Below are 12974 nucleotides of genomic sequence, written 5' to 3' on the forward strand. Positions count from 1 at the left end.
CCCTCCGTCGAAACGGTAACCCGTTTCGTACGTCCAATTTGAATCCCTTCAATCGCCAGAATAGTGGCAATCCCAAGGATAATCCAACGCATATGGTTAAATTAGGGTTCCCGGCAACCCCAAGGCAGCTGACGCGAGGTCCGAGCCGCTTGCCGGAATGCCGGCAGGCGTTATCCTGAGGGCCATGAACAGGCGCGGGTTGATGAAGTGGATCGGGCTCGGCGGCGTCGCGGCTGCCGGAGGCGGAGCAGCGATGGCGAAGAGTGGATCTGGCAGTCGGTATTACTCTGGGCCGAAAAGCGATCATTTCGACGGCACCGTCTTTTTCAATCCTCAGGGTAAACCGCCCGCGGGCTTCACCGACCTTTTGCGCTGGCAGTTCGGCGGCGGACGCGCCCGCTGGCCGGACGAATGGCCGAGCTCGTTTCCCGAAGCGAAGCCGGAGCCGCGTGTGGCAGGACAGCGGCTGGTGGTCACGATGGTCGGTCATGCCACGCTGCTGATCCAGACCGGGGGCATGAACATCCTCACCGACCCTGTATGGTCCGACCGCGTTTCGCCGCTTTCGTTCGCGGGGCCGCGCCGTATAAACGCGCCGGGCGTCGCCTTCGAGGACCTGCCGCCAATCGATCTCGTGCTGCTCAGCCACAATCACTATGACCACATGGACGTTGCGACCCTCGCGCGGCTGAAGCAGGCGCATGACCCGCTGGTCATCACACCGCTGGGAAACGACACGATCGTTCGTCAAAGCGTGCCGGATATGCGGATCGCAGCGCACGACTGGGGCGACATGGCGATCTGCGGTTCCATGCCGGTTCACATCGAGCCGGTGCACCACTGGTCGGCACGCGGAACCGGCGACCGCCGCATGGCCCTGTGGGCCGGTTTTGTCGTCGATGCGCCGGGTGGTGGCATTTACGTCGTCGGCGATACCGGCTTCCACGGCGGCATCAACTACCGCGAAGCCGCGCGCAAGCATGGCGGCTTCCGGCTGGCGATCCTGCCGATCGGCGCCTATGAGCCGCGCTGGTTCATGGAAGCCCAGCACCAGAACCCGTCGGAGGCGGTCGAAGGTATGGTGCTGGCCGGCGCAGCATTCGCTGCAGGTCACCACTGGGGCACGTTCCAACTCACCAACGAGCCGATCGAGGAGCCGCGTGACCTGCTGCATGCCGCGCTCGACCACAAGGCGATTTCACGCGACCGTTTCCGCCCAATGCAGCCCGGTGAGGTCTGGGACGTGCCGCCAGTAATCGGCTGAGCGGAACTTCGATTAGGACGCGGCGTTCCTGGGGCATCCAGAATTCGCGCTTCAATGGAGGTTCCGCAATGCTCAAATGGATTCTCATTCTCCTGATCGTCGCGGCCGTTGCCGGCCTGCTGGGTCTCAACACGATCTCCGGCGCAGCCATGACGGGTGCGAAGATCCTCATCGGTATCGTGCTGGTTCTCTTCCTGCTCGCCGTGCTCGGGATTGTCGCCATCGCCTGATCGCGAAAGGCCGCGCACTGGTAATCAGCGCCCTTTTCCGCCATATACCGGCGCATGAGCGAACGCGCACCCTTTGCGAAGATGAATGGCATCGGCAACGAGATCATCGTTGTCGATATGCGTGGCCGCGCCGACCGGGTTGCGGCGGCGGCCGCCATTGCGCTCAATGCCGACCCGTCGACGCGCTTCGACCAGATCATGGCGGTGCACGATCCCCGCACGCCCGGCACCGATGCCTTCGTTGAAATCCTCAATTCGGACGGCTCGCCGGCGCAGGCCTGCGGCAACGGCACGCGCTGCGTCGTCCAGGCGCTGTCAGCTGAAACCGGCCGGTCCGTCTTTACCCTTGAAACCGTTGCCGGCCTCCTGAACGCGCGCGAGCATGAAGACGGCACGATCTCGGTCGATCTGGGCATGCCGCGCTTCGGCTGGCAGGATATTCCGCTGGCGGAGGAGTTTCGCGATACGCGAATGATCGAGCTGCAGATCGGCCCGATCGACGCCCCGGTGCTGCATTCGCCCTCGGTGGCCTCAATGGGCAATCCGCATGCGATCTTCTGGGTGGACGAGGACGTCTGGTCCTATGACCTCGACCGGTTCGGGCCACTGCTCGAAAATCACCCGATCTTTCCCGAGCGCGCCAATATCACCATTGCTCAGGTGACTGCACCGGATGCGATGACCATCCGCACCTGGGAGCGCGGCGCGGGCCTCACCAAGGCATGCGGGTCCGCGGCATGTGCGGCGGCCGTGTCGGCTGCCCGCACCGGGCGCACCGGGCGCACCGTCACGGTCACCGCGCCCAGCGGCGGCAAGCTCCTGATCGAATGGCGCGACGACGATCATGTGATCATGACCGGGCCGGCGGAGTGGGAGTTCTCGGGTCTGCTCGACCCGGCCACCGGTTCGTGGGAACGCGAGGTCGAGGGCGCGGCATGAGCGGGGGCAAGGATACCCCCGGGGGCATCGATGTCGTCACCTTCGGCTGCCGGCTCAACACTTACGAATCCGAGGTGATGAGGCGCGAAGCGAATGCCGCCGGGCTCGGCGATCTTGGCGGCGGTGCCGTGATATTCAACACCTGCGCCGTCACGGGCGAGGCGGTGCGACAGGCCAGGCAGGCGATCCGCAAGGCGCGCCGCGACAACCCCGGCGCACGCATCATCGTCACGGGCTGTGCTGCCCAGACCGACCCCGACAGCTTCGTAGCGATGGACGAGGTCGATCTCGTCCTCGGCAACGAGGAGAAGCTGAAGGCGCACAATTATCGCGCGCTTCCCGATTTCGGGGTCAACGATTTCGAGAAGGCGCGCGTGAACGACATCATGTCGGTCACCGAGACGGCCTCGCATATGGTCGACGCCATCGAGGGCCGCGCGCGGGCCTTCGTGCAGGTGCAGAACGGCTGTAACCACCGCTGCACCTTCTGCATCATTCCTTACGGGCGCGGAAACTCGCGCTCGGTGCCGATGGGCGCCGCGGTCGACCAGGTCAAGCGCCTCGCCGGCAACGGTTATGCCGAAGTGGTTCTGACCGGCGTCGACATGACCGGCTACGGCGCCGATCTGCCGGGCAGCCCCAGGCTCGGCCGGCTGGTCAAGACGATCCTGAAGCAGGTGCCGGACCTCGCGCGGCTAAGGCTGTCGTCGATCGATTCGATCGAGGCGGATGACGAGCTGATGGAGGCCATCGCCACCGAGCCACGGCTGATGCCGCATCTGCATCTTTCGTTGCAGGCCGGCGACGATATGGTGCTGAAGCGTATGAAGCGCCGCCACCTTCGCGACGATTCGATCCGCTTCTGCGAAGATGTGCGGCAGCTTAGGCCCGACATCGTCTTCGGCGCCGACCTGATCGCCGGCTTCCCGACGGAAACCGAAGAAATGTTCGAGAACTCATTTAAGATCGTCGACGAGTGCGGACTTACGCACCTGCACGTCTTCCCCTTCAGCCCGCGCGAGGGTACGCCCGCGGCGCGCATGCCGCAGGTCGATCGGACCGTCGTGAAGGAGCGTGCGGCGCGGCTTCGTGCCGCCGGCGACGCGGCCTATCGCCGGCATCTCGATGTGCTGGTCGGGACGCGGCAGCGCATTCTCGTGGAACGCGAAGGTATCGGCCGCGCGGAGGGCTTTACGCTGGCTGCGGTCGATGCGGGCAAGCCTGGCGACGTTGTCGAGGTTGCCGTTTCAGGGCATGACGGGGAGCGGCTGATCGCGCGCCCCCTCGCGGCGCAGGCTGCGTAAGGGGTACGCGGAAGACATGGCATTCGGTTTTATCAAGAAAATCTTCTCCTTCGGCAACAAGGAAGTCGAGGAGCGTCCGGCGGACGATGCGCCTGCTGCGCCGACGCCGGCACAAGCTGCCGAGGCGGCGCCGACACCGCCCGCCGCGACGCCCGACCAGGCCCCGGTGGAAGGCCCGGTTCCCGAATTTCTGCGCCGGCCGGTCGAGGAGACCGCGCCGACCGCCGAGCCCGCACCTGAAACTGCCGAACCCGGCGAGCCCGAGCCGGTTCCCGCCGAGGTGCCGCCGGTTCCGCTTGAGCCGGATGTGGTGCCCGCCCCGGAATCCCGCCCCATACCCGAAATTCCGCTTGAAGTGCCGGAACCGGCACCGACAATTCCAGAGCCAGAGCCAGAGCCAGAGCCAGAGCCAGAGCCAGAGCCAGAGCCAGAGCCAGAGCCAGAGCCAGAGCCAGAGCCAGAGCCAGAGCCAGAGCCAGAGCCAGAGCCAGAGCCAGAGCCAGAGCCAGAGCCAGAGCCAGAGCCAGAGCCAGAGCCAGAGCCAGAGCCAGAGCCAGAGCCAGAGCCAGAGCCAGAGCCACTTCGGCCTCGCGCTGACACCCTCCCCGCTGAGGCGGAGAATCGCGAACCGGCTGCAAAGGAGGAGCGGTCTTCGTCCGCATTGCCGGACGAAGAGGACGATGCTGCAACGGCGTTGCCTCCCTCTCGTTCTTCATCGGACGACGGTAAGGGTGAGGAGCTCGCGCCGACGGCTGCGCCGGTTGATGCGCCACCTCCAGCCAGGGTCACGGTTTCCAGGGCGGTCGAGAAAAAGAGCGAGCCCGCGCCGGTCGAAGCCGCGCCTGCGCCGCGTCTGTCGTGGTATCAGCGTCTCAGCCAGGGTCTTTCGCGTTCCTCGCGCGAGCTGCGCGACTCGATCTCGGGCGTCTTCACCAAGCGCAAACTCGACGACGACACGCTGCAGGATCTGGAAGACGTTCTGATCCGTGCCGATCTCGGCATGGAAACCGCGATCCGCGTCACCGACACCCTCGCCTCCGGCCGTTACGGCAAGGATGTCTCCGGCGATGAAGTTCTGGCGGTGATGGCCCAGGAAATCGAAAAGGTGCTCGGCCCCGTCGCCCTGCCGCTGGAACTCGACCTCAGCCACAAGCCGCATGTCATCCTCGTGGTCGGCGTCAACGGGACCGGCAAGACAACGACTATCGGCAAGCTCGCCGCCAAGCTGACGGCGGGCGGTCTCAAGGTGACGCTCGCCGCGGGCGACACGTTCCGCGCCGCGGCGATCGAGCAGCTCAAGATCTGGGGCGAGCGCACCGGTTCGCCTGTCGTCGCATCGAGGCTCGGCGCCGATGCTGCCGGGCTGGCTTTCGACGCCTACCAGCAGGCCAAGGAGGCAGGCTCCGACGTGCTCATCATCGACACCGCCGGCCGGCTCCAGAACAAGGCCGAGCTGATGGCCGAACTCGAGAAGATCGTGCGCGTGCTCGGCAAGCACGATCCTGAGGCGCCGCATACCGTGCTTCAAACGGTCGATGCGACGACGGGCCAGAATGCCCTCAATCAGGTCGAAATCTTCCGCAATGTTGCAGGCGTCAACGGCTTGGTGATGACCAAGCTCGACGGCACGGCGCGCGGTGGCATTCTTGTCGCAATCGCTGCGAAGCATAAATTGCCGGTTTATTTCATCGGCGTCGGCGAGCAGGTCGACGACCTGGAACCCTTTTCTGCGGGCGACTTTGCCAAGGCGATCGCCGGAGTGAATTGATGAACGATCCCATTCTCGAGCGCGGTCCCGAAGACCCGAAGAAGAAAGAAATGAACCCCTTGCTCAAGCTTGCGCTGGAGCTGGGGCCTCTGCTCGTCTTCTTTTTCGCCAACGCGCGCGGTGAAAGCCTGATCGAGACCTGGCCGTCGCTGGGCTCTCTTGGTGGTCCGCTTTTTCTGGCCACCGGCCTGTTTATGGTCGCTACCGCCATCTCGCTTTCGGTGTCGTGGTTGCTGACCCGGTCGCTGCCGATCATGCCACTGGTGTCGGGCGTCGTCGTCTTCGTCTTCGGCGCACTGACCCTGTGGCTGCAGGACGAGATCTTCATCAAGATGAAGCCGACCATCGTGAACACGCTCTTCGGCACGGTGCTGCTCGGCGGGCTTTTCTTCGGCAGGTCGCTGCTTGGCTATGTGTTCGATTCGGCCTTCCGGCTCGATGCTGAAGGATGGCGCAAGCTGACATTGCGCTGGGGCCTGTTCTTCTTCTTCTTGGCCCTTGCGAACGAAGTGGTCTGGCGCAACTTCTCGACCGATTTCTGGGTTGCATTCAAGGTCTGGGGCATCATGCCGATCACCCTTGCCTTCACCTTCAGCCAGATGCCGCTGATCATGCGCCACGCGCTGGAAGACAAGCCGGCCGAGTAAGAGGACATCCGATGGAGTTCATCACCACGCGCGAAGGCCTGAGGCAGCATTACCGGCAACCGGGTGACGGGCCGCTGCGCAAGGAACTACGCCTGCTCGACCATCACGCCCGCTCCTTCATCGGCAGGAGCCCTTTCGTGCTCATCGGCTCGTCCGACAATGCGGGCAATGCGGATGTGACGCCGAAAGGCGACAGACCGGGTTTCGTTGCCGTGCTCGATGACCACACGCTCGCGATTCCCGACCGGCCGGGCAACAACCGCCTCGACACTTGGGAAAACGTCGTTGCCAACTCTGCTGTCGGCCTGCTGTTTCTCATCCCCGGCATGAACGAGACACTGCGCGTCAACGGCGAGGCACGCATCACCGCGGACGAAACGCTGCGAGACAGGCTAGCCGTGGACGGCAAGTTGCCGATCACCGTGCTGATCGTGTCCGTCCGTCAAGGCCTGCTACATGCATTGCGCCAAGGCCTTCATGCGATCGGAGCTGTGGAAGCCGGAAAGCTGGCCAGAGCGCGGCACGATGCCAACTCTGGGCGAAATCCTGCGCGATCAGCTTGCCTTGTCGGAATCGGCCGCAACGGTCGACAAGTCGCTCGACGAAGCCTACCGCAAGACCCTGTGGTAAGATCGGGTTGCGGCCACCGCTCACGCAACGACAGCCGCAACCGCGTTGATCTTTGTCGGCAATTGGCGCTAAGTCGACGCCATGATTACGAATCCCCGAGCGGGCCGTGGTGCCCATCGCGTCGTGTTGCTTTGCGGTTTCGCTTTTCTCCTTGCGGCCTGCGTTGCCGATGGACAGCAATCCGGCGGCGCGGAAGAGGTCGTGGCCACAACGCAGCCGCGTCACGCCACTTACAATTGCGGTGAGGACGGTGCGATATCGGTCGAGAATCGCAGTTCCTCGGTCAGGCTTGTTGAAGCGGAGGGCGATAGCTACGAGCTCCCGGCATCGCCGCCCACCCAGACCAGCCGCTATGGCGAGGGCGGGCTTGCCCTGGTTGTCGAAGGCCGTGAGGCGCTCTGGATGAAGGCTGGAAGCGAACCGCTTACCTGCGTTCGCTGATTCGTTTTCGTGACGTCGGTCCGGTCCGCACGACTTCAATCGATTGAAGCGAACTGCGGTCGAACGCATTGTGATCCGGCGTGGTTTTCCGGCTTTGACGCGCTGCAAAAACCGCATTAGAAAGCCGGCAGCCACAGGTCGCGTTCCGAACCGCCGATGCCGTTTTCAGCGGGCTTTGCGAGCGTAGCCGCCATCTCCCGGGGAGCCATGAGCAAATCCGCAGCCACCCGCGCCAGACCGCTTTCGCCGCATCTGTTCATCTACAAGCCAATTCCGACGATGATGATGTCGATCGTGCATCGCATCACTGGCGTCGCGCTCTATTTTGGCATTGTGCTGTTTGCGGTCTGGCTGCTGGCCGCCGCGACGTCGCAAGAGTGGTTCGACACGATCAGCGCGGTCTACGGCTCCTGGATCGGTCGGCTCATCCTGTTCGGCTTCACCTGGGCGCTCCTCCACCACATGCTGGGCGGTATCCGTCATTTCGTCATGGATGCGGGCCTCGGTCTTGAGAAACATTTCTCGACCAGGGTTGCCGTTGCGATGCCCTTCGTTTCCGTGGCTCTGACCATCATCCTGTGGGTGATCGGCTATCTCGCGCGGGGAGCCTGACATGACCGATTTTCGTACGCCGCTTTCGCGTGTCCGCGGCCTCGGGGCCGCTCGTGAAGGCACTGGCCATTTCTGGTATCAACGCGTCACCGCGGTCGCCAATCTGCCGCTGGTGTTGTTTTTCATAGGGCTCGTCATCGCGCTCAGCGATGCCTCCTATGCCGATGTGCGCGCCACCCTCGGCAATCCATTCGTGACGCTCGCGCTCGTGCTGGCTGTGATTTCGATCTGCTATCACATGAAGCTCGGCATGCAGATGGTGATCGAGGATTACGTCCATGACGAACTCCTCAAGATCATCTCGCTGCTGCTCAACATCTTTTTCGCCCTTATCGTCGGCGCGGTCTGCATCTTCGCGCTGCTCAAGATCGCATTCGGAGGCTGAGGCGTGGCCGAGACAAGAAACAACGTCGAAAAGCCGGGCGTGACTGGAAGCGCCTACACCTATGTCGATCACAAGTTCGACGTCGTTGTCGTGGGTGCCGGCGGCGCCGGGCTGCGCGCGACACTCGGCATGGCCGAGCAGGGCCTGAAGACGGCCTGCATCACCAAGGTTTTCCCGACACGCTCGCACACCGTCGCCGCACAGGGCGGCATCGCCGCCTCGCTCCAGAACATGGGGCCGGACAACTGGCAGTGGCACCTCTACGACACCGTCAAGGGCTCGGACTGGCTCGGCGATGTCGATGCCATGGAATACCTCGCGCGCGAGGCGCCAGCCGCAGTCTACGAACTCGAGCATTATGGCGTGCCCTTCTCGCGCACCGAGGATGGCCGCATCTACCAGCGTCCGTTCGGCGGCCACATGCAGAATTTCGGCGACGGCCCGCCCGTGCAGCGTACCTGTGCCGCCGCCGACCGCACCGGCCATGCGATCCTGCACACGCTCTATGGCCAGTCGGTCAAGAACAACGCCCAGTTCTTCATCGAGTATTTCGCGCTCGACCTGATCATGACCGACGGTGTGTGCACCGGTGTCGTGGCCTGGAACCTCGATGACGGCACCATCCATCGCTTCGCAGCCAAGATGGTGGTGCTGGCGACCGGCGGCTACGGCCGCTCCTATTTCTCCGCCACCTCGGCTCACACCTGCACCGGCGACGGCAATGGCATGGTCGCACGCGCCGGGTTGCCGCTGCAGGACATGGAGTTTGTCCAATTCCACCCGACCGGCATCTACGGCGCGGGCTGCCTCATCACCGAGGGCGCGCGCGGCGAGGGTGGCTATCTCGTCAATTCCGAGGGCGAACGCTTCATGGAGCGTTATGCGCCTTCGGCCAAGGACCTTGCCTCGCGCGACGTCGTTTCGCGCTGCATGACGATGGAAATCCGCGAAGGTCGCGGCGTAGGCAAGGCCAAGGACCATATCTTCCTTCACCTCGACCATCTTGACCCGGCGGTCCTTCACGAGCGCCTGCCGGGCATCTCCGAGTCGGCGAAAATCTTCGCCGGTGTCGACGTCACCCGGGAGCCGATCCCGGTGCTGCCGACGGTGCACTACAATATGGGCGGCATCCCGACCAATTACTGGGGCGAGGTGCTGAACGCCGACCACGACAATCCGGAGCGCATCCAGCCCGGCCTGATGGCGGTCGGCGAGGCGGGTTGCGCCTCGGTGCATGGCGCCAACAGGCTCGGGTCCAATTCGTTGATTGATCTGGTCGTCTTCGGCCGCGCGGCGGCGATCCGTGCCGGCCAGGTGATCGACCGCGAGGCGCCGATTCCGGCGGTCAACGTTGCCGCCTGCGACAAGATCATGGAGCGCTTCGATCGTATCCGCCACGCCGACGGCTCCCAGCCCACGGCTGAGCTGCGTGAAAAGATGCAGCGCGCCATGCAGGAAGACGCCGCCGTCTTCCGCACGCAGGAGACGCTCGAGCAGGGCTGCAAGCGCATCTCGGCGATCTGGAGCGAGCTCCCCGACATCAAGGTCCACGACCGGTCGATGATCTGGAACTCGGATCTCGTCGAGACGCTGGAGCTCGAGAACCTGATGGCCTGCGCCATCACCACCGTCTACGGCGCGGAAGCTCGCAAGGAGAGCCGCGGGCGCACGCCCGCGAGGACTTCGACAGCCGCGACGACGTCAACTGGCGCAAGCACACGCTGTCGTGGGTGGACGAGGCCGGTAACGTCAAGCTCGACTACCGGCCGGTGCACACCGAGACGATGCTGCCGGAATCGGAAGGCGGCATCAGCCTGGCCAAGATCGCGCCCAAGGCGCGGGTTTACTGATCGCGAGGCAGAAGAATGGTTGAACTCACCCTTCCCAAGAACTCGCGGGTCAATGAAGGCAAGGTCTGGCCGAAGCCGGAAGGCGCCACCAACCTGCGCGAGTACCGCATCTATCGCTGGTCGCCCGATGACGACGAGAACCCGCGCGTCGACACCTATCATGTCGACATGGACGATTGCGGCCCCATGGTGCTCGACGCGCTGTTGTGGATCAAGAACAAGGTCGACCCGACGCTGACACTGCGCCGCTCCTGCCGCGAAGGGATCTGCGGCTCCTGCGCCATGAACATCGACGGCACCAACACGCTTGCCTGCACCAAAGGCGCGGACGAGATTTCGGGTGCGGTGCGCGTTTATCCGCTGCCGCACATGCCGGTGGTGAAGGACCTCGTGCCGGACCTCACCGTGCCCTACGCGCAGCTCTCCTCGATCCAGCCCTGGCTGCAGACGGTTTCGCCGGAGCCGGCGAAGGAATGGAAGCAGAGCCACGAGGATCGCGCCAAGCTCGACGGTCTCTATGAGTGCATTCTCTGCTTCTGCTGCCAGACCTCATGCCCGTCCTACTGGTGGAACGGCGAGCGCTATCTGGGGCCGGCCGTGCTGCTCCAAGCCTATCGCTGGCTCATCGACTCCAGAGACGAGGCGACCGGCGAGCGTCTCGACAACCTGGAAGACCCCTTCCGCCTCTATCGCTGCCACACGATCATGAACTGTACGCAGGCCTGCCCGAAGGGGCTGAACCCGGCCAAGGCGATTGCGGAAATCAAGAAGATGATGGTGGAACGCCGGGTCTAGGCGGCTCGCGATGCTGCCAGCCAGAGTCACGGAACTGTTCGAACGTCAGGCCAGGGCGGGCGAGGATCTGGGCTCGCCCTTCACTGCCATGCTTTGCCGGGCCCTGGCCAGCGTCGTAGACGACGGAACGGCCACAGGTCGGCGGATTATCGGCTGGCAAGGAGATGCAAGGGCAGCACTCGTCGTGACCCGCCTGTGCGGTGGTCTCCACCGGCTCGTCCTGTCGGGCATGGACGACGACCTGCGTGCAGCCTATCCGCCCAACAGGGTTTCCGATGCCGAACTGGCGGGCGCGCTTTCACGTGCCATCGAGCGACACGACAGGCTGCTTCGCGATTGGCTGGATTCGGCGCCACAGACCAACGAGATCGCGCGCTCGGCGATGTTGCTACCCGGCTTTCTGGCGATCGCGCGCGAGAGCGGCCTGCCGCTGACGCTTTGCGAGATCGGTTCGAGCGCGGGGCTCAATCTGCTTTTCGACCGCTTTTCCTATAGCTACGGTGATGCGCACTGGGGCGACAGGGCTTCACCGGTTCACCTTGCACCGCAGATCAAGGGCAATGTGCCGCCGCTGGACGGCGTGCTTACGGTACGGTCACGTTGGGGCTGCGACATCGCTCCCGTCGACATCGCGTCGGAAGAGGGCCGGATGCGGCTGCGCTCCTATGTGTGGCCGGACCAGCCCGAGCGATTGCAGCGTCTCGACGGTGCGCTGGCGCTAGCCGAACAGCATCCTGTCGCGGTGGCAAAGGCGGACGCCGGCGAATTCGTGCGGGCAACGCTAGCGCAACGGTCGGCAGGCGAGGCCTTCGTCGTCTTCCATTCGATCATGTGGCAATACATGCCCCGCCAGACGAAGGACGAGATTCTGGCGGCGCTGTCCGAGGCCGGCCGGGAAGCGAGCACTGCCGCACCGCTCTACAGGCTTCGCATGGAGCCGCGCGATCCGCAGGACGGCTGGGCGACGCTCAGCCTGACGACATGGCCCGGCGGCGAGACGCGCAGGCTCGCCAGATGCGACTTCCATGGCCGCTGGATCGAGTGGCAGGATTAGCCGCACGCAATCTCAGGATGCGTCGTAGCGGATCACGAAGGCCGTCCAGTCGGCTGGCGCAGCGATCTGCTCGTAGAGCTTGCGGCCTTCCTCGGGCTGGCGCGGCGCATTGAGCGCCAGCCGCGACCAGCCGCGTTCCTCGGCCTGATCGGCGAGCAAGTCGATCAGCGCCTTGGCGATTCCCTTCTTGCGATGGTCGTGGTGCACGTAAAGGTGATCGACCTGACCGCAGCGCAGCCCGGTGACGGGGTCCGGCAGGTCGGTGAAGATCGCGAAGCCGACGAGATCGCCGTCGATCCGCGCGCCCATCACCTCGGCTGTGCGGTCCTGCAGGAGCGTCTCGGCGTAGAACTCGTCCGGCCGGCGCGGGGCGCCGCGCTTCAGCGCCTGGGCATAGGCGGCCAGCAACGGCGCCAAGTCGCGCGCGTCGCGCAGGCGCAGGAGGGTGATGTCGATCTGGTGATTGGCAGCCATGGAGATGTCCTCGTGTCCGGTCCCCCTTTCAGTCCTTTCGCGCCGGCCTGTCAATGCGGCCAACGGGCTATAGCGCGGTCACCACGCCGCTGGTCCGTCCGCGCGCGGTCGGTTAACCATATTGCTGCGTCACGGTGCAGCGGCGGCGCGAGGGGCCTTAACAAAGGTTAATAAGTCGTTAAAATCCCGGGTCGAGCTGGCGTCCAACCTGGGAGCAATGCCATGCGCACAATCTGTCTCGCAATCGGTGCGGGCGCCCTTGCCGTCATGGCGTCAGGCGCGGCCATGGCCGGAGACTACAGGGATCGCGTTCACGCGGACTCCTTTGGCAATCTGGTCATCTACAGCCATGCGGGCCACCAGCGAATTCTCGTCGGCATGGGCCATGTCGCCGAATCCTACAACCTGACCGGCTCCTACTACGAGCCGGAGGAGCCACAGGTCGTCTATCTGGACGAGGAGCGCGACATGCAGCAGATCCGCCACTGCTCGCGACCGCCTTATGTCTGGAAAGGGCGCGACCGCATGTACGGTCTGCCGGAGGGAGTGGTGCCGCAGGCGCCACTGGTATGCCGATAGCA

13 protein-coding genes and 2 pseudogenes are annotated in these 12974 nt (G+C 64.3%); 14 read left to right on the forward strand and 1 reads right to left on the reverse strand.

Going from position 1 to position 12974, the window contains the following annotated elements; translation table 11 throughout:
- Positions 1-202 precede the first annotated feature (202 nt).
- From HK436_RS08180 to HK436_RS08240, 13 genes and pseudogenes are all read left to right on the forward strand, one after another.
- Complete coding sequence (locus HK436_RS08180; protein ID WP_244648606.1) at positions 203-1264, forward strand: MBL fold metallo-hydrolase; 1062 nt, start codon at positions 203-205, stop codon at positions 1262-1264.
- A gap of 68 nt (positions 1265-1332) precedes the next feature.
- The gene (locus HK436_RS08185) at positions 1333-1494 is read left to right on the forward strand and encodes a DUF1328 domain-containing protein (protein WP_173188724.1); all 162 of its coding nucleotides are present in this window, start codon (positions 1333-1335) and stop codon (positions 1492-1494) included.
- Positions 1495-1548: 54 nt separating this feature from the next.
- A complete protein-coding gene (gene dapF / locus HK436_RS08190) occupies positions 1549-2433 on the forward strand; it encodes a diaminopimelate epimerase (protein ID WP_173188726.1) in 885 nt (294 codons plus the stop codon).
- Complete coding sequence (gene mtaB, locus HK436_RS08195) at positions 2430-3737, forward strand: tRNA (N(6)-L-threonylcarbamoyladenosine(37)-C(2))-methylthiotransferase MtaB (protein WP_194248449.1); 1308 nt, start codon at positions 2430-2432, stop codon at positions 3735-3737. The genes dapF and mtaB overlap by 4 nt, the downstream gene beginning before the upstream one ends.
- A 16-nt stretch (positions 3738-3753) precedes the next feature.
- Entirely contained in the window at positions 3754-5505 is a 1752-nt protein-coding gene (ftsY, locus tag HK436_RS08200; protein WP_173188729.1) for a signal recognition particle-docking protein FtsY, read from the forward strand.
- Entirely contained in the window at positions 5505-6152 is a 648-nt protein-coding gene (locus tag HK436_RS08205; protein ID WP_173188731.1) for a septation protein A, read from the forward strand. Before ftsY ends, HK436_RS08205 begins: the two co-directional genes overlap by 1 nt.
- Before the next feature lie 11 nt (positions 6153-6163).
- A pseudogene (locus tag HK436_RS33465) lies at positions 6164-6782 on the forward strand (pyridoxamine 5'-phosphate oxidase family protein).
- Positions 6783-6983: 201 nt separating this feature from the next.
- Positions 6984-7223 carry a hypothetical protein gene (locus tag HK436_RS08215; protein ID WP_173188733.1) on the forward strand — a complete coding sequence of 80 codons (240 nt, stop codon included), beginning with the start codon at positions 6984-6986 and terminating at the stop codon, positions 7221-7223.
- Between the two features lie 207 nt (positions 7224-7430).
- A complete protein-coding gene (sdhC, locus tag HK436_RS08220; protein ID WP_173188735.1) occupies positions 7431-7835 on the forward strand; it encodes a succinate dehydrogenase, cytochrome b556 subunit in 405 nt (134 codons plus the stop codon).
- 1 nt (position 7836) lies between these two features.
- The gene (gene sdhD, locus HK436_RS08225; protein WP_173188737.1) at positions 7837-8220 is read left to right on the forward strand and encodes a succinate dehydrogenase, hydrophobic membrane anchor protein; all 384 of its coding nucleotides are present in this window, start codon (positions 7837-7839) and stop codon (positions 8218-8220) included.
- A 39-nt stretch (positions 8221-8259) separates the two neighbouring features.
- Positions 8260-10070, forward strand: a pseudogene (sdhA, locus tag HK436_RS08230) (succinate dehydrogenase flavoprotein subunit).
- A gap of 15 nt (positions 10071-10085) precedes the next feature.
- Complete coding sequence (locus HK436_RS08235; RefSeq protein WP_173188739.1) at positions 10086-10865, forward strand: succinate dehydrogenase iron-sulfur subunit; 780 nt, start codon at positions 10086-10088, stop codon at positions 10863-10865.
- A gap of 10 nt (positions 10866-10875) precedes the next feature.
- Positions 10876-11919, forward strand: coding sequence for a DUF2332 domain-containing protein (locus HK436_RS08240; RefSeq protein ID WP_173188741.1), 1044 nt, complete (start codon positions 10876-10878; stop codon positions 11917-11919).
- A gap of 12 nt (positions 11920-11931) precedes the next feature.
- Here the strand turns inward: HK436_RS08240 and HK436_RS08245 are convergent, their stop codons facing one another.
- The gene (locus tag HK436_RS08245; RefSeq protein WP_173188743.1) at positions 11932-12393 is read right to left on the reverse strand and encodes a GNAT family N-acetyltransferase; all 462 of its coding nucleotides are present in this window, start codon (positions 12391-12393) and stop codon (positions 11932-11934) included.
- 222 nt (positions 12394-12615) lie between these two features.
- Here HK436_RS08245 and HK436_RS08250 point away from each other — a divergent pair, with 222 nt between their 5' ends.
- Entirely contained in the window at positions 12616-12972 is a 357-nt protein-coding gene (locus HK436_RS08250) for a hypothetical protein (RefSeq protein ID WP_173188745.1), read from the forward strand.
- Positions 12973-12974: the final 2 nt, after the last annotated feature.

Source organism: Neoaquamicrobium sediminum, assembly GCF_013240295.1.
Classification (GTDB): Bacteria; Pseudomonadota; Alphaproteobacteria; order Rhizobiales; family Rhizobiaceae; genus Aerobium; species Aerobium sediminum.